General features: G+C 60.9%; 21 protein-coding genes. 7 read left to right on the top strand and 14 right to left on the bottom strand.

Features of this window, described 5'->3' with window-relative positions; all coding sequences use genetic code 11:
• The 10 genes from WYS_RS03780 to WYS_RS03730 form a co-directional block, all read right to left on the bottom strand.
• Window positions 1-813, bottom strand: coding sequence for a DUF5685 family protein (locus WYS_RS03780; RefSeq protein ID WP_019176830.1), 813 nt, complete (start codon window positions 811-813; stop codon window positions 1-3).
• Complete coding sequence (locus tag WYS_RS03775; RefSeq protein WP_019176829.1) at window positions 814-1,440, bottom strand: TetR family transcriptional regulator; 627 nt, start codon at window positions 1,438-1,440, stop codon at window positions 814-816.
• 814 nt (window positions 1,441-2,254) lie between these two features.
• Window positions 2,255-2,473, bottom strand: a complete 219-nt coding sequence (locus WYS_RS03765) for a 30S ribosomal protein S27ae (RefSeq protein ID WP_019176827.1) — start codon at window positions 2,471-2,473, stop codon at window positions 2,255-2,257.
• Window positions 2,474-2,483: 10 nt separating this feature from the next.
• On the bottom strand, window positions 2,484-2,813 hold the full coding sequence (locus WYS_RS03760; protein WP_019176826.1) for a 30S ribosomal protein S24e: 330 nt from the start codon (window positions 2,811-2,813) through the stop codon (window positions 2,484-2,486).
• Window positions 2,810-3,292, bottom strand: a complete 483-nt coding sequence (locus WYS_RS14240) for a DUF359 domain-containing protein (RefSeq protein ID WP_019176825.1) — start codon at window positions 3,290-3,292, stop codon at window positions 2,810-2,812. The genes WYS_RS03760 and WYS_RS14240 overlap by 4 nt, the downstream gene beginning before the upstream one ends.
• Before the next feature lie 40 nt (window positions 3,293-3,332).
• Window positions 3,333-3,518 carry a transcription elongation factor subunit Spt4 gene (gene spt4 / locus WYS_RS03750; protein WP_019176824.1) on the bottom strand — a complete coding sequence of 62 codons (186 nt, stop codon included), beginning with the start codon at window positions 3,516-3,518 and terminating at the stop codon, window positions 3,333-3,335.
• On the bottom strand, window positions 3,515-4,081 hold the full coding sequence (locus tag WYS_RS03745; RefSeq protein ID WP_019176823.1) for a DNA-directed RNA polymerase: 567 nt from the start codon (window positions 4,079-4,081) through the stop codon (window positions 3,515-3,517). Before WYS_RS03745 ends, spt4 begins: the two co-directional genes overlap by 4 nt.
• A gap of 127 nt (window positions 4,082-4,208) precedes the next feature.
• A complete protein-coding gene (locus WYS_RS03740) occupies window positions 4,209-6,380 on the bottom strand; it encodes a sodium-translocating pyrophosphatase (RefSeq protein ID WP_019176822.1) in 2,172 nt (723 codons plus the stop codon).
• A 157-nt stretch (window positions 6,381-6,537) separates the two neighbouring features.
• Window positions 6,538-7,179: a DUF47 domain-containing protein gene (locus tag WYS_RS03735; RefSeq protein WP_019176821.1), complete on the bottom strand. Its 642-nt coding sequence runs from the start codon at window positions 7,177-7,179 to the stop codon at window positions 6,538-6,540.
• 10 nt (window positions 7,180-7,189) lie between these two features.
• On the bottom strand, window positions 7,190-8,212 hold the full coding sequence (locus WYS_RS03730) for an inorganic phosphate transporter (protein WP_147654473.1): 1,023 nt from the start codon (window positions 8,210-8,212) through the stop codon (window positions 7,190-7,192).
• Between the two features lie 175 nt (window positions 8,213-8,387).
• Here WYS_RS03730 and WYS_RS03720 point away from each other — a divergent pair, with 175 nt between their 5' ends.
• The 3 genes from WYS_RS03720 (at window position 8,388) to WYS_RS03710 (ending at window position 10,979) form a co-directional block, all read left to right on the top strand.
• Window positions 8,388-8,978: a hypothetical protein gene (locus WYS_RS03720; RefSeq protein WP_019176818.1), complete on the top strand. Its 591-nt coding sequence runs from the start codon at window positions 8,388-8,390 to the stop codon at window positions 8,976-8,978.
• A 67-nt stretch (window positions 8,979-9,045) separates the two neighbouring features.
• Window positions 9,046-9,987 carry a deoxyhypusine synthase gene (locus tag WYS_RS03715; protein WP_019176817.1) on the top strand — a complete coding sequence of 314 codons (942 nt, stop codon included), beginning with the start codon at window positions 9,046-9,048 and terminating at the stop codon, window positions 9,985-9,987.
• Window positions 9,984-10,979: an isocitrate/isopropylmalate dehydrogenase family protein gene (locus WYS_RS03710; protein WP_019176816.1), complete on the top strand. Its 996-nt coding sequence runs from the start codon at window positions 9,984-9,986 to the stop codon at window positions 10,977-10,979. Before WYS_RS03715 ends, WYS_RS03710 begins: the two co-directional genes overlap by 4 nt.
• On the opposite strand, the gene WYS_RS03705 is transcribed toward WYS_RS03710, so the two are convergent.
• Window positions 10,942-11,484, bottom strand: a complete 543-nt coding sequence (locus tag WYS_RS03705; RefSeq protein ID WP_019176815.1) for a hypothetical protein — start codon at window positions 11,482-11,484, stop codon at window positions 10,942-10,944. The genes WYS_RS03710 and WYS_RS03705 overlap by 38 nt on opposite strands.
• Window positions 11,485-11,679: 195 nt before the next feature.
• Between WYS_RS03705 and WYS_RS03700 the strand changes: the two genes are divergently transcribed.
• The 3 genes from WYS_RS03700 (at window position 11,680) to WYS_RS03690 (ending at window position 14,370) form a co-directional block, all read left to right on the top strand.
• Entirely contained in the window at window positions 11,680-13,119 is a 1,440-nt protein-coding gene (locus tag WYS_RS03700; protein WP_081579810.1) for an alpha,alpha-trehalose-phosphate synthase (UDP-forming), read from the top strand.
• A gap of 85 nt (window positions 13,120-13,204) precedes the next feature.
• On the top strand, window positions 13,205-13,534 hold the full coding sequence (locus tag WYS_RS03695) for a tRNA-binding protein (protein WP_147654472.1): 330 nt from the start codon (window positions 13,205-13,207) through the stop codon (window positions 13,532-13,534).
• Window positions 13,535-13,578: 44 nt separating this feature from the next.
• Entirely contained in the window at window positions 13,579-14,370 is a 792-nt protein-coding gene (locus WYS_RS03690; RefSeq protein ID WP_019176812.1) for an alpha/beta fold hydrolase, read from the top strand.
• Window positions 14,371-14,392: 22 nt separating this feature from the next.
• On the opposite strand, the gene WYS_RS15910 is transcribed toward WYS_RS03690, so the two are convergent.
• Window positions 14,393-14,539, bottom strand: a complete 147-nt coding sequence (locus tag WYS_RS15910) for a hypothetical protein (protein WP_019176811.1) — start codon at window positions 14,537-14,539, stop codon at window positions 14,393-14,395.
• Window positions 14,540-14,796: 257 nt separating this feature from the next.
• Here WYS_RS15910 and WYS_RS15575 point away from each other — a divergent pair, with 257 nt between their 5' ends.
• Window positions 14,797-14,967, top strand: coding sequence for a CxxC-x17-CxxC domain-containing protein (locus tag WYS_RS15575; protein WP_019176810.1), 171 nt, complete (start codon window positions 14,797-14,799; stop codon window positions 14,965-14,967).
• A gap of 167 nt (window positions 14,968-15,134) precedes the next feature.
• Here the strand turns inward: WYS_RS15575 and WYS_RS03675 are convergent, their stop codons facing one another.
• Window positions 15,135-15,962 carry an aquaporin gene (locus tag WYS_RS03675; protein ID WP_201798841.1) on the bottom strand — a complete coding sequence of 276 codons (828 nt, stop codon included), beginning with the start codon at window positions 15,960-15,962 and terminating at the stop codon, window positions 15,135-15,137.
• Between the two features lie 79 nt (window positions 15,963-16,041).
• Window positions 16,042-20,109: a bifunctional RecB family nuclease/DEAD/DEAH box helicase gene (locus WYS_RS14235; RefSeq protein WP_019176808.1), complete on the bottom strand. Its 4,068-nt coding sequence runs from the start codon at window positions 20,107-20,109 to the stop codon at window positions 16,042-16,044.
• Window positions 20,110-20,140: the final 31 nt, after the last annotated feature.

The raw sequence follows: 20,140 nt of genomic DNA, 5'->3' as shown, positions 1-20,140 counted from the left end.
TTATGCATCCATCCCTCTCTTTCGCCGCACCCGGTAGTTCTGCCAGACGCCGGAGTACAGATGGTCCTGCAGGATGCGCCGGTCCCGTTCGATGGGCAGTCTCTCAAATTCGGCGGTGCATTCGGCCATGATCATGGTGAGCGCAGGCATAAAATCCGAGTTCATCTGCGCCACCAGCGGATTGTACCGCTGCTTTTTGATATCAGCCTTCAAATCGTTCACCGCGTCCAGTAAGTAGATGAAACGACCGAGGGCCGCGCCCATATGCCACAGCGTGTCGGCATATTCGTCCTGCCGCCAGACAAGCAACGTGCCCATCAGCTCCCCGAAGCAGTTGGCGGGCAGGTCCGGGTTAAGTTCATTGGCCTGCTCCATCCTCCCAAGCTGCCGCATGCTGTCCGTAACTGCCTGATACTGGCGAGGATTGGAACCTTCTATACTGCCCAGATATTTTTCGAGTACCTTGTTCTTTTTTCTGGCTACCGGATCATGATCATCGTTCCAGTCGTCTAGGCACTGGTAGTAGGCCAACAGGATGCTGATATCTGCCGCATATACGGTAGCTGGTGTCACAATGTACGGGTGCTGTTTCAGCGGGTGGCAAACACAATGCTGGCTGCCCTGAACTTCTTCGAGATCATACAGAGATGAGAGCAATATGTTAAGAAATGTCATATCGTAGGTCAGGCTGGCCCGGCCAGCGCTGGCATACCGTGCATCCAGCTGATAGCAGAGTCCGCAATAGTGTTTTCTGTACCGATCTCTTTCTTCCTCCGAGAGAGCCTGAAGATCTGCCGCGACGTATCCAAACATTTATGTGCCTGCCTCCTTCACTTTCAGGAGCCCCCGCTTCAACAGGTCCAGCCGTGCAGAGTACTGTGCGCGGACATGCTCATAACTGGATACGTCAAAAAAGGCCCTGGCAAAGGCTTCCCCAGTAAGTGGCAATAGAATGCCCAGCATGTTTCCGAAATCATCTTTGCTGCGGATATCGAGCGAATCCATATCGATATGGGGGAGCAGTTCGGCAGAAAAATCATCATAAGTATTCCCATCGGCCTGCTGATGCAAGAAATCAATATTTACGCGAATGTCAGAGAAGAGGTTTTTAAAAAATGCATTGTTCTTTTCTTCGGTGACAAACGCATGTGTGAAATCAAAGATGTCGAGCAGCATCTGAAATAGATTTCCGCCGGTACGTTCAAGGCTTGCCAGAGCATGCTGCTTGAACACCTTCCGATAATCGGCCATTAGATACTGAAGCAGGTCTTGCTTGTCCTCAAAATATTGGTAGAAGCTGCCGCGGGGGATGCCTGCCAGCCTGATGATCTGGTTAATGGATACATCATCGAAAGGCACGCGGGAAAATTCTTCATGAATGGCATCCAGCAGCTTCTGCCTTTTTTCTTCCGGCAGGTTATAGAAAGTTTGCGTTGGCATTTTTTCCTACCCCGTTTCAACTTTTCTTTTCAAATGACATTTGGCATTTCGGGCAGCGGATAATGATCCTGCCTTTCCCTTTTGGAACGCGCAGTGTTTGCTTGCAGGAAGGGCATTTGTAGAACCGGTGGGTTTTTCTCTGTCGAAACCAAGTCTTAATCAATCTGAGCTTTTGCACTATTTTTCCCTTCATGCCAAGAAAGGCGAAATTTTCCTGCGCCCGTTCTCTCGCATTGCGTGAGAACATGCGAAATATGCAGAGCACCAGCAATACCAGGCCCAAAGAGGTCAGTATCGTCAATCGCGTGAATATGGAGACCGCATAGAGAATTATTGCGAATATCAATAGGGCCCTATTCAGATCGTCCTGCCCATAACGCCCGTACATAAAATGCTGCAGCCGTGTTCTCATTGTTGTTCCTCGTTTTAGAGACGTCAACCTTCTATGACAGGATGTCATGTGACAAGGTGTCATCTATAATAAACTTAATGCGACACGATGCGCCGCGTGTCGATATCTCAATGCAAATACGCAAAAAATTCATGAGTGAATGCGGCAAATATGGCGGCCGCCCCTTCCCCGGGCCGGGCCAGCGGATCAGTGCAATCACGAGTACGTCCTAGAAGACAGCATTTCCTGTTCGACGAACCGTGGCGATGGTGCTCGACGGCCTGAACATGCACGGGGCCGCGTCCCCCATACGAGACTTTGGTAGACGGTCCACGGTTTTTTTATGGCGGGAGGGGCGAACCTGTCGGGATTCGAACCGCAAGAAAAACAAAGATAAATTGGAAAGGGGTTGGTGAAAGGGGTTTACTTCTTGCCCTTGAACTCGGTGTACCCGCACTTGCCGCAGGTGGTCCGGTCCTTGTGCTCGCCCAGGAATACGCCGGGTCCGCACTTGGGGCAGTTCTTCCTCTTCCTCTCCAGCTTGGCGCCTTCCACGGCGTAGTAGTTCTTCTTGGAGGTCGCTTCCTTGGGCGCGGCGCCCTTCTTGGCCGCGGGGGCCGCCTTCTTCTTGTCGTCTGCCATTCAGGTCACCTCACTTTTTCTTCTTGGCCGCGGGGGCCGCCTTCTTCTTCTCTTTCTTCTGGGCGAGGCCGTTCCTCACCAGCATGTAGTTGCGCTCATGCTTGCTGGCACTCTCGGCGGAGCTGTACACTTTGGCAGCGCCGTCGGTGGAGCCCAGGCCGTACTCGGAGTGCATCTCCGAGACCACGACCCTCTCCTTCTGGACGTTCAGGGCTCCGGCCAGGGAGGTCCTGACAGCGTCCCTGGCAGGGGTGGACTCCCCGGTGTGGGTGGCCTTGAATGTGACCTCGACCCTGTCCATAAGTTTGTTCTCGGTCTTGCTGACGACTTCTACGTTCAATTCAATTCCTCCATCGCGTATATCATTGATCTTGCTCGGCCTGCGACCTCTTGGTCGATCCTCACCAGGGCCATCCCCTTTCCGGGGACGCCGTACATCAAGCAGGAGCCCAGGGGTGCCATCGCCGCGCAGGCCAGCGCGGCCAGGTCCTCCTCCCCTTCGACCCGTAGCTTGGTTGGAACGTTCCTGTTCAATGCTTCGCTGATCGCACGGACCAGCTCGGCCGTTATCTGTCCCGCGGGGTTCCTGACCACTACGTCCTCGCCGATGAGCGAGACCAGCTTGGAAGCGAGAGGGGTATAGTGCTTCCGCTCGGTCTTGAGGTCGTATATGACCAGGTTAGGCTTGTAGCCGTTCTCCAGCAGGGTGAAAGAGACCATGTCTCCGACCGCCATGAGCATCTCGCATCCTTCGAACTCCGCGGCAAGCCCTTCGAGCTTGACGAGGTGACCGAAACCGGTGCTCAGCTCCTCCCTCATATGATCCGGAAGAGCCCATCCATTCTTGGGGCACCTTAGTTCAGCGCACCTTGAGGGCGAACTTACCGTTGACATGAATACCCATCCGTTGCGCTATCTCCGACCGGGTGTGGTCTACGATGATGACATAGCCCTGCCAGTCCTTGGACGTCGGGTTGCTGCACAGCGGGCAGGTGTCTTCCTCGGTGATGTAGCTGCAGTGCTTGCAGGCCCTTTGTACCTTCATGCGGAACCCCCGGCCACCTTATTCCGATCTTCCTCGATCCACTCCAGCTTGCCCAGTCCGGGCTGTCTCATGGTCAGGCCGATCTTGGACTCGCGCGGGCTCCTCTCGTTCAGGCTAAGGGCCACTATGCGCGCCCGCACCTTGTCCCCGACTTTGAGGTCACGCTTGGTATCCTTGCCCATCAAGCGGCCGTTGTCAGGGTCGATATCGATGCGGTCGTCCATTATCTGGCTGATGTGAAGGAGACCGTCGAGCGGGCCGAAGCGGACGAAGGCACCGAACTTCAGCACCTCCACTACGGTCCCTTCGATGACCTCCTGGAGCTGGGGGCGGAACACCAGGCTGTCGAACTTGACCTTCTGGTAGATGGCGCCGTCGCCGTGGACTATACGTCCAGGACCCTGGGGCTCTATCTTGGACACCAGGACGGTGAGGGAATCGCTCCCCTCGATCCTGCCCTCGAAGGACTCCCAGCTCAGCTGGTTTATAACGTCAGTGAGATCGTCCCCCAGTTTTTCTGGGGGTATGCGTACGACCTTCTCCTTCGTTGTAAGCAAATACATGGCATATCCTCTGAACGATAATTGGGGATGAGGAAACCCTTATTTATAGTCTAGGGTGCTGGAAAATAGACGTTTTCCGGATGCTGGATAAAAGGAAAAGTGAAAGGGTTTGGGGGTTTGGGCCAGCTCACGTTATGATGAACAAGCTCGCGAACACCAATGTTATGGTGGACAGCAGCTTGACCAGCACGTGCAGGGACGGACCGGCGGTGTCCTTGAAGGGGTCGCCGACGGTGTCACCGACCACAGCGGCAGCGTGCGCGGGGGACTTCTTCCCGCCGTGGTGCCCGGACTCGATGTATTTCTTGGCGTTGTCCCAGGCACCGCCGCCGTTGTTGAGCACGATGGCCATGAGGATACCGGTGATGGTGGCGACCATTAGGAAGCCGCCGACCGCCTGTACCGACATCTGAGCGGCCGCATCGGGGTAGGCGAAGCGCCAGATAAGACCGACCAGGATGGGTGTGACCACCGGAAGGATGCCCGGCAGGATCATGGCCTTCAGGGCGCCCTTGGTGGAGATGTCCACGCACTGGGCGTAGTCCGGCTTCTCGGTCCCGGCAAGAATGCCGGGCTTCTCCTTGAACTGCCTCCTGACCTCATTGATCATGTCGCCGGCAGCGTTGCCGACAGCGCGGATGGCCAGGGAGGAGAACAGGAACACCAGCATGCCGCCGATGAGGGCGGCAACGAACACCGGGGGCTGGGCCAGGTCGACTCTGAAGACCTCGAGCAGAGGCTGGTTCAGCTTTACCGCGACCTCCTGGAAGAAGGCGGCGAACAGCAGGAACGCGGCGAGGGCTGCGGACCCCAGAGCATATCCCTTGGTGAGGGCCTTGGTGGTGTTGCCGACCGAGTCGAGCTTGTCGGTCCTGTTGCGGATCTCATCGGGCTGCTGGGACATCTCTATGATGCCGCCGGCGTTGTCGGTGATCGGCCCGAAAGTATCCATGGCCAGTACGAATCCGGCGGTGGCCAGCATACCCATGGTTGCTGCTGCGGTGCCGAACAGGCCGAAGATGAAGACCTCGTTGGCGCCGGGGTTGGTCAGCAGGGCGTAGGCGGCTTCCTGCCCCACGAAGTAGGAGGACAGGAGAGCGATCGCGATGGCGATGATCGGCGCAGCGGTGGTCTCGAGACCGATGGAGAAGCCAGAGATGATATTGGTGGCCGGGCCGGTCTCGGAGTTCCTAGCGATCTCGCGCACGGGCCTGTAGCTGCCCGAGGTGTAATACTGGGTGATGAACACGATGGCGATCGACAGGATTATGCCGATGACAGCGCAAACGAAGAAGTGCCAGGTGCCCAGCATGTAGTCGGACAGGAAGTATATGCCTATCGCGGCGATGACGGCGGTGACATAGTACCCGCGGTTCAGGGCCCTCATGGGCTCTTCGTTCTCATTCCTCAGTTTGACGAGGAATATGCCGACGATGGAAGCCAGCAGGCAGAAGGCCATGACCACCAGAGGGAAGAACACCCAGTTGGCGTTCCCAGTGAAGCCGAAGATGGCGGCACCGAGGATCATGGCGCCGATGTTCTCAGCGGCGGTGGACTCGAACAGGTCGGCACCACGGCCGGCGCAGTCGCCCACGTTGTCGCCGACCAGGTCAGCGATGACAGCGGGGTTCCGGGGATCGTCCTCGGGGATGCCGGCCTCGACCTTTCCGACCAGGTCAGCACCGACATCGGCGGCCTTGGTGTAGATGCCGCCGCCCAGTTGGGCGAACAGCGCAGCAAAGGATGCACCGAAGGCATACCCGACGGCCAGGTTCAGGGTCTCCACCACATGCCAGGATTCCAAGCCATACCCAAGCGGGCTGGTGAGGGGCTCGGGAACCACGAACAGGAGGTAGAGGAAGAATATGCCCGCGACGCCGAGAAGGCTCAAAGCGATCACGGCGAGACCGGAAACGGCGCCGCCGCGGAAGGAGGTCTGCAGGGCCTCGTTGAGGCTCCTCCTCGCGCCGCTGGCGGTCCGGATGTTGGAGTTTACGGATACATACATCCCGATGTACCCGGAGAGGCACGAGAAGCCCGCGCCCAACAGGAACGCGACAGCGATCTCCCACCTCAATGCGATAGCGATGATCACAGCAAGGATCACGCTAATCACGGCGATCGTCTTGTACTGGCGGGCCAAATAGGCCATCGCTCCCTCGCGGATGGCATCCCCTATGGCCTTCATTTCAGGGGTGCCGGTATCCTTCCTCAGGACTATCCTGGTAAGGAGGACCGCGATGAGCAGACCGATTATCCCCGCTATTGGTATAAGATAAACCAATGCGTCAATTTCCATACATAGAACCCTCTTTCAAGGTTTTTCGCCCGTAATTATGGTACATGTATATATGGTTTGTTCATTCCGGAGTCTGATAAAATTCATATCTGGCAGAGGGTGCTGGGGCAATAATTTTAATATGGCCGCTTTTCGTCCCCGCAGGGCGGTTTTCGAATCAGGCGATGCCCACCACGATGCGGTGCAGAACGTCAATGGTGACGCTCAGGGTCCTCCCGGCGTCCTTGAGGTGGTGGTACACCTCCCTCTTCTTCATAGCCAATATGGGATCGTCGTTATTGAACACCGAACTCATGCTTTCGATGTATATCGCCTCTATTTCGCGCTCGGCGCGGCGCATCTCCTTGACCATGCGGTCCACGTGGGAGGTCTCGGTCCCCACGATGCGCACGGCCTCGGCCACCGATGCGGTCCCGTACTGAAGGGCCATCGCCATGCCCATTATCGCCCCGTCGGGCGGCAGCTCGAAGGCCCTCATCTCCTGGGCGGTGGAGAGGGAGTAATTAAGGATATAATCGATCTGCCTCGCCAGAGAGTATATGTCCTGACGGTCGAAGGGGGTGGAGAATGCCTCCATGAGCTTCTCCTCCATCAGGTGCCTGGCATCGTCGGCCTTCTGCTCGATCGAGATCAGCGTGTCGGGGGAGGACATGCTCCCATCCTTGAGCCAGTCCACCAGGGCGCGGACCCCCTCCTTGGCCATGTCGGCCTGGTCTCTGACCATGCCTTGGAAGTCGTACTTCGGCGGGAATATGGAGTCGATTATTCCTCCCCTTTTCAACCCTCTGCCCTCGTCCATGCTCCCGACCTCATCCCCCTATAAGCACTTCCAGCATAATGAAAATGAGCGAGGACAACAGGGCGGCCGCGGGGATAGTGATGAACCACGACACCACCATCTGCTTCCCCACCGACCACTGGACCAGCCGGGCGTTCTCGGCCGCTCCCACCCCCATGACGCTGGACGAGACCACCTGATTGGACGATACCGGCGCTCCCGCCAGGGTCGAGCCTACGATGGTCGCCACCGAAGCTATCTGGGAGCCCAGGCTGTCGACGGGCTTGATCCGGTAGATCTTACGGCCCAGGGTCTTCATGATCTTCCATCCGCCGCCGATGGTCCCCAAGCCCACCATTAGAGCGCACAGAAGCCTTACCTCCACCGGGATGCTCGCGGTCGCCACCAGTCCCGCGGAGAGCAGGGCCATGGTCATCACCCCCATCTGTTTCTGGGAATCGTTGGCCCCGTGGGCGAAGGCCAGGGCGGCCACGGTGAGGAACTGGCTTTTCCTTATCGGACCGTTGATGCCCCGCTTGGCGTTGCGCAGCAGGCCCAGGCTCAGCTTCTTGACCAGGTACCCGCCCAGGAAACCGGCCAGGACCGAGAGGAGCAGCAGCGCCACCACTTTGGAGATGCCAGTGAGCTGACCGTTCGCCAGCTCGGCGAGCCCCCAGGACACACTGCCGGCCCCCGCCGCGGCGATGCCCGCGCCCACCAGACCGCCCACCAGGGCATGGGTGGATGACGACGGCAGCCCGAACCACCAGGTGACCAGGTTCCAGGCGGTGGCCGACACCACCGCGGCCAGGAGCACCGCGGCTAGCTCAATGCCCACGTTCACGGAGACCAGGCCTTGCACGGTGAAGGCAACGGCGCTCCCTCCCAGGACCGCGCCTATGAAATTGAAGAGCGCGGAGAACAGCACCCCCTGCCGAGGGGTGGCGGCCCCGGCAGCGATCATGGTCGCCACCGACGAAGCGGAGTCCTGGAACCCGTTGGTGAAGGCGAATACAGCGGTGACGACGACGACCGCCAGGGCTACCAGGACCACGTCCGCCAATTATGCCACCGCACGGCCATCGCCATGCGCGTATATCTTGTTTGGCGGCCGGCGGCCATATGGGATGGGGGTGCTCCCCCGAGGTCGTCGCGGCGGCCGGGATGAAGAGGCCCCATATGATATCCTTGATAGCCCTTTCCGTGATGTTGCCCCGGGAGAGGCGAGGATGAGATGGATCGTTATCGACGGCATCGACGGCTCCGGCAAGTCCACCGTGGCGAGGTGGATGGAGGAGCACTACCGCGAAAGGGGGGAGCGGGTGCTGGTGCAGGTGCACCCGTCGGAGAGGCGGCTGGGCCGGCTGGCCCGGAGGTGCCTGCAGGGCGAAGAGCGCCTCATGTACCCGCTGGCCTCCCTCTTCTTCCTGGCGGACCTCCTGGTGTCGCTGAGCCTCCTGAGGCGACGATCCAGGGACCATGACGTGGTCATCTTCGTCAGGTACCTAATGGCCGCGGCGTACCTGCCGGGCCGCCTTGCCGGGATAGGATACGCGGTCCTATCCAGAACGTTGCCCGCCCCATCGAGGCTGCTCCTGGTGGATGTCGACCCAGCAACGGCGCTGCAGCGCATCGCGACGCGGCGGGACGAGGAGGAGATGTTCGAGAACCTCTCCGCCCTGACCAGGGTGCGGGCCGTCACCCTGGCGCTGTCAGAAGGATGGACGGTCCTGGACAACAGCGGCGACCAGGAGGCCTCCCGCGCCCGGCTGGAGGCCATCGTGAAGGAGTGGAAGGATCCCGAACCCTCCGCCCGGTAAAACAAATATTATAATTAGGACGAGGGGATTGCTTGGACCACTATACTGAAATGAAAGGGACCTCTAAATGAAGGCAAAAAGACCCGTTAAGGACATCAAGCTCGACCAGCCCATGACCGTCGATTCGCTCATCCGCCAGATGGGAAGCTCCGGCGGCTTCACCGGCAGGAAGCTGGCCGAGGCCGTGGACATCGTCGAGGAGATGGTCCGAAAGGACGATTGCATCACCTTCCTGTCGTTCCCCGCCTGCATCATGGCAACCGGGACCAGGGGCGTCATCGTCGAGTTGGTGAAGAGGAAGCTCGTCGACGTAATCATAACCACCTGCGGCACTCTGGACCACGATCTGGCCAGGGTGTGGAAGTCCTACTACCACGGCGACTTCCTGATGGACGACGTAAAGCTGCACAAGGAAGGCGTCAACCGCCTGGGCAACGTCCTGGTACCCAACTCCAGCTACGGGACCATACTGGAGAGGAAGCTTCAGCCGATGTTCCGGCAGATCATGAAGGACCGTACCACCATCTCCACCCGCGAGCTGATCGACGAGGTCGGCGCCCGTGTGGACGACGAGAATTCCCTGGTCCACTGGTGCCACCGCAACAATGTTCCCATGTTCGTGCCGGGGATCACCGACGGCTCCTTCGGGAGCCAGATGTGGATGTACTGGCAGGACCATCGGAAGACCACCATGAACCTGTTCCAGGACGAGCAGGACCTCATGGACATCATATTCACGGCCAAGGAGGCCGGCGCCATCATGATCGGGGGCGGCATCTCCAAGCACCATACCATCTGGTGGAGCCAGTTCCGGGGCGGCCTGGACCACGCCGTCTACCTCACCACCGCGGTGGAGTACGACGGCTCCCTGTCCGGCGCGCAGGTGCGCGAGGCCGTATCGTGGGGGAAGGTCAAGGAGACCGCCGATCACGTTACCGTGGAGGGGGACGCTACCATCGCGCTGCCCATCATAGTCGCCAGCTTGGTAGAGAGGCTGGAGTCCGAATGAAGCGGGCCGTCATCATAGAAGGCGACGGCATCGGTCCCGAGGTCATCGCCTCGGCCGTGCAGGTGCTGGAAGCTGTTTCCCCCGGCCTGGAGATGGTCGAGGGGTGCATGGGGCTGCAGTGCCATACGAGAACAGGCTCCTACCTTCCCCAGAGCACCATAGACCTGCTGAACGACAGCGACGCCGCCCTGTTCGGGGCCATCACCTCGCCCGCTGACAGGGCCGATTACCGGTCCCCGCTGCTGTCACTCCGCAAGAGCATGGACCTGTACGCCAACATCCGGCCGGTGAAGAGGCTTCACCCCTCCGTGGGCCTGGTGGACCTCGACGTGGTCATCGTGAGGGAGAACACCGAGGGCATGTACACCGGCGAGGAGAGGGAGGTCCCGGGGGGCATCGTCACCGAGCGCAAGGTCACCGAGTACGCATGCCGGCGCATCGTGGACAAGGCCATCGAGCTTTGCCGCGCCGACGGGGGGAAGAAAGTTACATGCGTGCACAAGTCCAACGTCCTTCGCCGCTCCGACGGCCTGTTCAGGGAGGTCTTCCTGGACCGCATGAAGGGGTCCGGCCTCGAGGCCAGCGAGCTCTTGGTGGACGCCGCCGCCGCGGCGCTGGTATCGCAGCCCCGGAAGCTGGATTTCCTCGTGACCCTGAATCTGTACGGGGACATCCTGTCCGACGAGGCGGCCGCGCTGGCGGGCGGCCTGGGCTTCGCCCCGTCCGTCAACCTGGGAGAGAAGTTCGCCCTGTTCGAGCCGACCCACGGTTCCGCCCCGGACATCGCCGGGATGGATCTGGCCAACCCCACGGCCGCCATACTCTCCGCGGCCATGATGCTCCGCTACCTAGGCAGCGGGAACGCAGCGGACAGGGTAGAGAAAGCGGTGCCCGCAGCGCTGGAGCAGGGGATCAGGACCAGGGACGCCGGCGGGAGCCTGGGCACCCGGGAGTTCACCCGGCGATATCTTGAGGTCCTTTCCTCTTGCTGAGCCGGCCCAGCAGCGGCATGTCCCGTATGAGATCGTCGACCTGAGAGCCCCAGCTTTCGAACAGATTGCGGACGGTGATGGGTTTCCCGGCGTTCTGGACCTCCCGGGCCTCTATGTACACGAAGATCGCCACCAATATGCCCAGGAGGATGAACTCCGGCACCGACATCACGCCCAAGTAGTTGATCTGCACATAGTCCATGACCAAGTGCATCCCCCACGCCAGCAGGGGGACCACGAATCGGAAGCCGATGGCTGCTGGGACCAGGATGATGGCCGCCATGGGGTCGTGCATAAGGCTCTTCCACTGGACGTCCGAGGTCAGCGCGGCGTCGAGGTTCAGAGCGTTCTCGATGCCGTCCTGCTTGACGAACTCGGCCATGCCGAACACGTGATCGAAATCGATGAAGACTCCGAAGAGGAGAGCGGCGAAGGCCTCGTTCTTGTCCAAACGGAACAGCTTGATGAGGAGAAGAACTACGACCAGATGAGTAAAGCCAAGCATCCGGGATATAGCGAGGAAGGACCTAATTAATAAGGTTCGGTAATGGGTATCAATAGAGATAATGTATCCTGACCACCGAGAGAGCGGTTCTTGGAGAGAGCGCGGGGGCGGAGGTTCCTGTTCCTGCGCCCCCGGCGGGTACCGGGTCCTGGGATAGCTTCAAGAGAAGGGGGATTCCTATTGCATTCGTTTAGGATGAGCGGGTCCGGGAAACTGGTATTGATTTCTAATAGGGAACCCTATGTGCACGAGAGGACCAAGAAGGGTGTGAAGTGCAAGGTTCCGCCCGGCGGCGTGGTCACCGCCATAGACCCGGTCATGCAGGCCACCGGAGGCACCTGGATAGCCTGGGGGAGCGGCAACGCCGACATGGAGGTCAGCGACCCCCGGGGAAGGATCGCGGTGCCGCCGGAGGACCCCAAGTACACTTTGCGACGGGTGTGGCTGTCCACCAAGGAAGTGGCGGACTACTACTTGGGGTTCAGCAACCGAGTGCTGTGGCCGATCTGCCACATGTTCCAGGAGAATGCCCAGTTCAACAAGTCGTACTGGGAGGCGTACAAGCGCGTGAACGAGAAGTTCGCGGCCGCGGCCGTCGAGGAGATGGACCAGGGTAGCAACGTGTGGGTGCAGGACGTCCATTTCTCGCTGGTGCCGTCGATGATACGGGCCAAGGTCCCCGATGCCAGCATAGCGATGTTTTGGCACATCCCCTTCCCGGCGGTGGAGACGTTCGCCTGCATCCCTTGGAGGAATGAGATATTAAAAGGGCTGCTGGACGCTGACCTCATCGGTTTCCATACCCATGCCTACGCTGGCAACTTCCTGAGCACGGTCCGGAGGGAGTTCCCGGACGCTTCTGTCACCGACGATGCGATCGAGCTGGACGGTCATGTGACCAAGGTCAGGGCGATACCGATTGGCATCGACTTCGGGACCTACCGGGCCAAGGGGGAGGAGGAAGTGGTGCACAAGCGAGCGGCCAAGCTGCGCCGGAAGATGGACGTGGAGCGCGTCCTGCTGGGAGTGGACCGCCTCGACTACACCAAGGGCATCCTGAACCGCTTCCTGGCCTTCGAGAGGTTCCTGGACAGCAATCCCAAGTACATGGGGAAGGTGTCGTTCGTCCAGGTGGCGTCGCCCAGCCGCTCCCTGATCCACGAGTACCGGGAGATGAAGAGGCAGGTGGAGGAGACGGTGGGCCGGATCAACGGCAGGTTCCAGACACCCAACTGGACCCCTATCGTGTACATCAACCGCCACATCCCCTCCGACGAGCTGCTGGTGCTGTACGAGCTGGCCGACGTGGCGATGGTGACGCCGGTCATCGACGGCATGAACCTGGTGGCCAAGGAGTACGTCACCGTCAATGACCAGGGCGCCCTCATCCTCAGCGAGTTCGCCGGGGCCAGCGAGGAGATGAAGGATGCCTTGATAGTCAACCCGTATGATGTCGAGATGACCTCCCGGGCCATCCTCAGCGCCCTGACCATGCCCGAAGAGGAAAGGACGCGGCACATTGATTCCCTCCGCTCGGTGGTCCGGGAGCATGATATCTATTGGTGGCTGGACACCTTCTTCCAGGAGTGGGGGATGGACCTCAAGAGCTCCCGCCCCCGGAACGGGACGGAGTGAACCCGTTATCTTGAGAAAGGCGCAAAACCCCTGGAACAGGGGATAAGGGGATAAAAAGTGAGATCGTATGGAGCGAGCGATCGCGGTGGCAACATTTGACGACTTTTTGAAGCTTGATACAAGAGTGGGAGAGATCGTTCAATGCGAGGCGTTTGCAAAAGCAAAAAAGCCTGCCTACAAGCTATTGGTCGATTTTGGGGACGATATAGGGATAAAAAGGTCCAGCGCGCAGATAACTGAGCTATACAGAGCGGACGAATTGATCGGCAGGCAGGTCCTGGGCATTGTGAACTTTCCTCCACGGCAGGTCGCGGACCTCATGTCGGAGGTCCTTGTGCTTGGCGTCTATTCCCGCAATGGGGTCGTCCTCGTTGCGCCTCAGCAAAAGGTTGAAAAGGGCGATAAACTGGGATGACCTTTTCTAACCGCGATGGAAACATAGGGCAGGGAGAATCCGATATGGCTAAGCTGCGAAAGCATGGGCAGGCTCCGTTCAGGGTGGCGGCGGTGCACGGCGGGCCGGGGGCGGCAGGAGCCATGGCCCCGGTGGCCGAGGTGCTGTCCAGGACGGTCGGGGTGCTGGAGCCGCTGCAGACCGCCGACACCATCGCCGGGCAGGTCGCCGAGCTCCGCGAAGCGCTGGAGGAGGCTGGCAGCCCGATGGTGCTGGTGGGACACTCCTGGGGAGCGTGGCTGAGCTGGATAGTGGCGGCGGAGCACCCCGAGATCGTCGACGAACTCGTCCTGGTGGGCAGCGGCCCGTTCGAGGAGCGCTATGCCGAGGGCATAACCGCCACCAGGCTGGGACGTCTGGACGCCCGGGACCGCCAAAGGGCGCTGGTCCTGCTGAACGCTCTCGGGGGTCCCGCAAGCTCGACCACGGATGAGGAGCTGAGCGAGTTCGGCTCCCTGATGTCCAAAGCCGACAGCTTCGATGCCTTGAGAAAGGGCGGCAGGCTCCCGGTGAGCAAGGACGTCTTCCTGAAGGTGTCGGCGGAAGCGGCGGAGCTGAGGCGGAGCGGCTGGCTGCTGGAGATAGGCAAGAGCATCAGATGCCCGGTGCTGGCCATCCACGGGGATTATGATCCTCATCCCCTTGCAGGGGTGAAGGAGCCCCTCTCCAGAACGCTTCGGGACTTCCGCTTCGTCCTGTTGGAGGACTGCGGCCACGAGCCGTGGAACGAGAGAAAGGCCAGGGACGCCTTCTTCAATATTTTGGTGAAAGAGCTGGCAGCTGCGGGGAGAACATGAGGGCCCCGCGGCCGGCATCCGCTCAGCGCTTCTTCTTTGGCTTGGGGCGCTGGGGCTTTACCTTTCTCTGCATCTCGCCGTGAACATCCTCCATGTGCTCGCCCAGCTCATAGAGGGTCTCGAACTTCTCTCCGCACTTGGCACAAACCGTGTTTATCTTGTCAGTCATGTCTACATCTCATTTCGGCCCGACGTTCGATGGCGTACCCATGCCGGAACGGCGCGGAAGCCGCCAAGGCTCGGACCACTAACACGATGCCATCGAAGCACTTATAATGAACCCCTACAGGAACATCACTTCACGCCGGCTCGGGCCGGTATCTTGTGGCCAGAATGCATTAGTTTTTATAGTAAATGTGCTTAGCTATCATGTCGCGAGGTCCTTTCAGGTCCTTGCGATACAACAACAAAGTAGGTAGATCAGTAATGTACGGAAACAGAAGGCAGGGCGGTTACAACCGCGAACCCCGCGAGATGCACGATGCTGTTTGCTCCGACTGCGGAGCTCAGACCCAGGTTCCTTTCAAGCCGACCGAGGGCAGGCCCGTCTATTGCAGGGAGTGCTTCCAGAAGCACAAGCCGAAGGACAGGTACTAAGCCTGGACGTCGAAACCCTTTCCTAAACCTCTTATCAAGAAGTCCCTGATTTTCATCTCATATCATTAGGCCATGGAGCTGAAGCTCTCTCGCTCCCTGGCACCTTAATAAAAACCCCGCCGGCGCGAGAAAGGGGCTCGGCGCCGGAACGGGGCCGTTATGCGGCCTCAGTGTGCTGGAGGTGTATCATCCTTTGGCGGCGCGTAGCTGCCGATGTAGCGGTACACCACCGCCGCGATCAGCGCACCCACAATAGGCATGATTATGAACAGCCAGAGCTGCTCGATGGTCCACCCTCCGGCGATTATGGCAGGGCCGAAGCTCCTCGCCGGGTTCACCGACATGTTGTCGATCTGGATACCGACTAGATGGACGAAGGCGAGGCCCATGCCGATGGGTATGCCCGCCAGCTCCTTGTGGGCGAACTTGTCGGTGGCGAACAGGGCCACGAGGACGAACGCGAACGACAGCACCACCTCAGCGATGGCCGCGGCGGTGACGTTGTACCCGCCCGGCGAGTGGTCCCCATAGCCGTTGGCGCCGAGCCCGAGGTCCAGATCATATCCTCCCGGCTGGCCGTTGGCTATCGCGTAAATGATGGCGGCCGCCAGTGTCGCGCCGATCAGCTGGACGATTATATACCCCAAGAAGCCCCGGAGGTCCATCCCTTTCGTCGCCGCCACCGCCACCGTCACCGCGGGATTTACGTGAGCGCCGGAGATGTGCCCGATGGCGAAGGTTATCGCCGCCACCGCCGCGCCGAACGCGATGGCCACTCCCAGCGGGCCGAATATGTGCCCGGCGAACACAGCCGCCCCCACGCCCGCGAGGACCAAGATGAAGGTTCCCACCCCCTCGGCCACCAGCTTCTTGAGCAGAGTGGGGCGCGCTCGTGAGCCGAACGAACCTGTCAGCGGCCGGTCCGCATCCGTCGCCTTCCTGTACATGAGGTGTGTGGGCGGGAGCTGATAGTATTTAGAGATGCCATGAGCCATCTTCGAGCATCCGTCGATATCCCGATTAATGTTCGGTGAGGTCCGAGGTAGCCGACCTCTCAGCGGCGGGCCACTTCCCTCACTCGGTCCAGTACTTCCCCGGAACCATTATCCTGACATCATATTCATACCCGCTCACCACCGCTGCGGTGGTGTCGCATATGGACCTCAGATGCTTCCACAGCCAGGAGGAGCGATAGTCCTCCAGGTCGGCCGGGACGCTGTCGAGCAGGTTCCGGGAGCATACCACGATGAGCCGCTCCTTGGCCCGGGAGAATATCACGTTGGTGCGATTGAGTTCGAGGATGAACTCGGCGTTGCCGGCGATGGCGGAAGCGTCGCTCTGCGTCCCCGACACGATGATGGTCTCGCACTCCCCTCCCTGCAGCCTCTCCACCGTATCGATCATCTTGATCTGTTTGCCGAGACCGCCCTTCAAGGTCGTCCTCAGCACCGCCCTCTGGGCGCGGTGGGGGGTGATTATGGACACCGATCCCGGAGGTATCGATCCCTTCGGCCCGGGCCGGGCGGCCAGGATGTCCCGCACCAGGGCGGCCTCGAACTCGTTGCTCTTCCTGGACCCGGCCTCGCCGTGCACCACCAGGAACACCCCGCCGTTGGACCACAGGTCCCGGAAGGACGTGGGCATCCCGTTCTTCGCCGAGTTCCCCTTCTTAGATTCTAGGGAGTATCCCTCGCGGCGGTAGATGCCCGAAATGAGATGCGTCAGCTCGGGGGTGAGCCGGTAGGTGGTGGTCAAGGCCGACCGCTTTATCATGCCCGGCCCGCACTGCGAGCACAGCTTCTGGACGGCGATGTAGGCGCTCTCGTGCGGGGAGTACCGCATAACCTGCTCCCGGGTCTCATCCTCCCACTGGTGCGCGGTGATGGGGGAGAGCTGCAAGTGGTCCCCGGCGAGCATGATCTCCCCGTCCGGAGATACCAGCGTGGAGAGGGCCAGGAAAGCGGGGAAGATCATCATGCTGGCCTCGTCGACCGTCAGGCCGTCCACTCTCAAGGGGGAGCCGAGGACCTTGCGCGCGCTGCCCGCCAGCTTCAGCACCTCGTTGATGGAGCCGCCTATCACGAGATGGCCCTGCTTGGCCCGCTCCATGATCTCGGTGATGTTCTCCGGAGGAACATGGTATCCTGCCTCTCCCAGCTCCCTGCTGAGCCGGAGCGGTATCACCTGCTTGCAGTCCACTCCGTTCCGGCGGGCGGCCTCAATGAACGGGACGATGGACTGGCGGAGCCTGCTCATCAGCTCGTCCACGGCGGTGTGGGTGTTGGCCGATACGATGAACATGCTGTTCTTGTCACGGGCCGCCAGCCGCAGCAGGATGGCTGCCGCGGTGGTGTTGGTCTTTCCGGTGCCCGGGGGCCCCAGGAGAAGCTGGACGGTGCTGGACAGTCCGTCCATGCACGCTTCCGCCTGCACCTCGTCGAGCCCGTGCCCCGAGAGCTTCAGTTCCCTGAGCAGCGCGGCGTACCGCTTGGCGCGGCCGGGCGAGAGGGGCGGCCTCACCGGCACCCTGGGACCATGGGGGTCGAACCATGCGACGGCAGGGGCGCGGCCGTTGTCCTCCAGCCAGGAGTCCACGCGGTAGCTGACGAAGTCGGAGACGCTGTCCCCCACCAGCCCGTGGGGCATGAGGTCAGAGGCGGGAAGAGAGCGCAGGATGTACGCCCTGGCGAGATCGTTGTTGTATGCCGAGGTGATGATGCTCACTTCCACCGTGCCGGAATCAGGATCGATCCTTTCCACCGTGCCGGTGACCCCGTTGCTCACGAGGTCCCTGACCCTCTGCCCCTGGTCGATGTCCCCGGTGCACGGCGTGACCCTAACGAAGGAGCCTTCATCGATAGTGCAGCCCGAGAAGAACACGTTCCGGTCCACGGGGTACGCGTCCAGGGCCAGATCGGCGAACAGCGTGGTGCTGCGTTCCGACCTGACGAACCTGCCGTTGCGCACCGGGACCGCCAGCCCCTCGGCCACTTTGTTGGCAGGAGAGTTCAGGCCGGCAGTGAGCCAGTCCACCTTCCTCACGTGGTGGTCCAGCCTCAGGAAGTCTTGGCAGGCCCTCACCAGGTCGTACCGGTCGGCGAACTCGTCCTCGATATGAGGCAACATCTTCACCGGGATGAGAGGCTTCACTATCCGGTCGTCCTTCCTCAGATGCTCCTCCAGCCACCTGAGCGCCTGGCACTTGCACTCCAGGAACGCGGCGATGAGTTCGGGCCTCCCCGCGGCGCGATAGTCTTCCACGGTCCTCCTGACCAGGGGGTCCTTGAAGCAGGACGCGTCCGGCAGGATGCCCCACATGGCATGCCAGTATGGCGAGGTTATGTCCGCGCTGAACCTGGTGCGTATCTCGAAGCTCTGCCTCCGCGCGCTGGGGTGGTCCTTCTCGCACCACTCATCGTTCTCATCGAGATGGAGCACCGTCCGGTAGTCGAAAATGTCCCGGCGGAACAACCTTGAAAGGTCGACGCTGCTCCCGTTGACCCGCCGGGTCCAGTGGAAGGCGGGGCGCCCGAACCACCTAAAGGCGGTGGCCGTGATCAGGCTCCGGCCGGTGTAGCCGAGCACCATCTTTCTGTCGATCTCTCCGCCCAGGGGGGTGAAGATCATCTGCTCCAGCTCGCCCTGGCACTCCTCCCGGCACCCCAGCAGCTCGGTGAGGTTGCGCAGCAGCGGCCCTCCCGCCCGGGAACACGCGTCGATCAGGTGGACCATGTCCCTCGGGTTCCACACGTAGAAGTGCAGGGGGCGGAAGTCATCGGCCCCACTGACCTTCTCTATCGCCTCCACCAGGCCTCCAAAGAAGGACCGTATCATCTTGCCCTCCGCCGCGTCGTCCGCGGTGGGCTCGCCGGTCCATGCCTCCTCCATGAAGCGGACCACGACCTCGCCGCTCAGAAGGGACGGGGTCCCCGCGTCGTCCTGCTCCACCGGCACCGGGTCGTCCCCGTTGCTGCGCCGCGTCAGCAACTCGCCGGCGCTGTCGGTCACGTGGGCAGCCATGGAGACCACCCTGTCCTCGACATAGTCATAGCCGACGTCCAGGTACACCCGGACCAGCCTCTGGCCTTGGCCGTTGTCGTGCGCCGGCAGCTGCCCGAGGCCCGGGTGCGCTCTGGTCATCACCGAAAAGTCGCCGTCCCTGCGGCCGGGCAAGGTGGACCGCCTGGCCTTGGCCCTCCGGACCAGATCGTCGAGGTCGTCGTTGAAGCCGGTGGTCCCCCTGATCCCCTTCACCGCCTCCGAGGAGAGGTCAAGGTCGGCGAGGTCATCCAGCGTCATGACCCCGTTCGCCTTCAGCACCCTCACCACCGATGGGTCGGCCCCCACCAGCTCGAGCCTCCTTTTGTGAGCGGTATCGGGGAGGCAGATGGGGCAATGCACGCAGGAATCGCATTTGGCCTCCAGGCAGAACCCCAGCTCGTCAAGGTCATGCCCGGCCACGTAGTCCAGGGGGCCTCCGGGGGAGAGCAGGCTCAGCACGTCCTCTATCTCCTCGCGGAGGTCCAGGGACGGCAGCTCCAGGACGTTTTGCAGGCGGTTCGTTCCTTCGTCGATGCGGGCCACCACGGACTCGATGGGGACGCTGTCGAACCTTTTCCCCCCGATCACCAGGCCGTTCTCCAGCAGCTTCGTGACCATGATACGGTACGTAGCCAGCTGGACCCGGTGATAGGTCCGGTCCTTCCTGCTGGCCTTGCACTCCACGATCCTCAGGCACGGCGCGCCGCCCTTCCACAGCACCAGGGCGAAATCCATCCTCCCGGTGACCCTGAAAGCGTCCATCTCCCGCCCCACCTCCACCTCGGTGGCGAAGCAGTCCTCGCCGGCCTTGATGCCGGAGAGCGCGTCCACGAACTGTTCCCAGGTGATCCTGGTGCCGTCCTCCTCCGTGGGGTTCAGGTACCTCATGCGCTTCTTGAGGTCCTCCTTCAGCTCCTTTTCTCTTTTGGCGCCGGTGGTGGCGAGGACGGGATTGAGGGGGTTTCGAACGGCAGGGTAGAAAGGATACTTCCTGGCCACTTCCTGCTTGTTGAGGCGGAGCTTGAAGCTGCGCTCGCAGCACTGCTGGTTGATGTACTCACCAAGATCGGTGACCACGACCTCGATCTTCTTCGGCCCCATCCCCGCTCCTCGGACAGCCGACATGATGCGG

This window comes from Methanomassiliicoccus luminyensis B10, from assembly GCF_000308215.1.
Taxonomy (GTDB): domain Archaea; phylum Thermoplasmatota; class Thermoplasmata; order Methanomassiliicoccales; family Methanomassiliicoccaceae; genus Methanomassiliicoccus; species Methanomassiliicoccus luminyensis.
This window is presented reverse-complemented; position numbering and strand designations above follow the sequence as displayed.

Excerpts from the sequence above, each read along its gene's own strand:
- WYS_RS03780 (WP_019176830.1), bottom strand. The coding sequence starts at position 813 with ATGTTTGGATACGTCGCGGCAGATCTTCAGGCTCTCTCGGAGGAAGAA.
- WYS_RS03775 (WP_019176829.1), bottom strand. The coding sequence starts at position 1,440 with ATGCCAACGCAAACTTTCTATAACCTGCCGGAAGAAAAAAGGCAGAAG.
- WYS_RS03765 (WP_019176827.1), bottom strand. The coding sequence starts at position 2,473 with ATGGCAGACGACAAGAAGAAGGCGGCCCCCGCGGCCAAGAAGGGCGCC.
- WYS_RS14240 (WP_019176825.1), bottom strand. The coding sequence starts at position 3,292 with ATGAGGGAGGAGCTGAGCACCGGTTTCGGTCACCTCGTCAAGCTCGAA.
- spt4 (WP_019176824.1), bottom strand. The coding sequence starts at position 3,518 with ATGAAGGTACAAAGGGCCTGCAAGCACTGCAGCTACATCACCGAGGAA.
- WYS_RS03745 (WP_019176823.1), bottom strand. The coding sequence starts at position 4,081 with ATGTATTTGCTTACAACGAAGGAGAAGGTCGTACGCATACCCCCAGAA.
- WYS_RS03740 (WP_019176822.1), bottom strand. The coding sequence starts at position 6,380 with ATGGAAATTGACGCATTGGTTTATCTTATACCAATAGCGGGGATAATC.
- WYS_RS03735 (WP_019176821.1), bottom strand. The coding sequence starts at position 7,179 with ATGGACGAGGGCAGAGGGTTGAAAAGGGGAGGAATAATCGACTCCATA.
- WYS_RS03720 (WP_019176818.1), top strand. The coding sequence starts at position 8,388 with ATGAGATGGATCGTTATCGACGGCATCGACGGCTCCGGCAAGTCCACC.
- WYS_RS03715 (WP_019176817.1), top strand. The coding sequence starts at position 9,046 with ATGAAGGCAAAAAGACCCGTTAAGGACATCAAGCTCGACCAGCCCATG.
- WYS_RS03710 (WP_019176816.1), top strand. The coding sequence starts at position 9,984 with ATGAAGCGGGCCGTCATCATAGAAGGCGACGGCATCGGTCCCGAGGTC.
- WYS_RS03705 (WP_019176815.1), bottom strand. The coding sequence starts at position 11,484 with ATGCTTGGCTTTACTCATCTGGTCGTAGTTCTTCTCCTCATCAAGCTG.
- WYS_RS03700 (WP_081579810.1), top strand. The coding sequence starts at position 11,680 with ATGAGCGGGTCCGGGAAACTGGTATTGATTTCTAATAGGGAACCCTAT.
- WYS_RS03690 (WP_019176812.1), top strand. The coding sequence starts at position 13,579 with ATGGCTAAGCTGCGAAAGCATGGGCAGGCTCCGTTCAGGGTGGCGGCG.
- WYS_RS15910 (WP_019176811.1), bottom strand. The coding sequence starts at position 14,539 with ATGACTGACAAGATAAACACGGTTTGTGCCAAGTGCGGAGAGAAGTTC.
- WYS_RS15575 (WP_019176810.1), top strand. The coding sequence starts at position 14,797 with ATGTACGGAAACAGAAGGCAGGGCGGTTACAACCGCGAACCCCGCGAG.
- WYS_RS03675 (WP_201798841.1), bottom strand. The coding sequence starts at position 15,962 with ATGGCTCATGGCATCTCTAAATACTATCAGCTCCCGCCCACACACCTC.
- WYS_RS14235 (WP_019176808.1), bottom strand. The coding sequence starts at position 20,109 with ATGGGGCCGAAGAAGATCGAGGTCGTGGTCACCGATCTTGGTGAGTAC.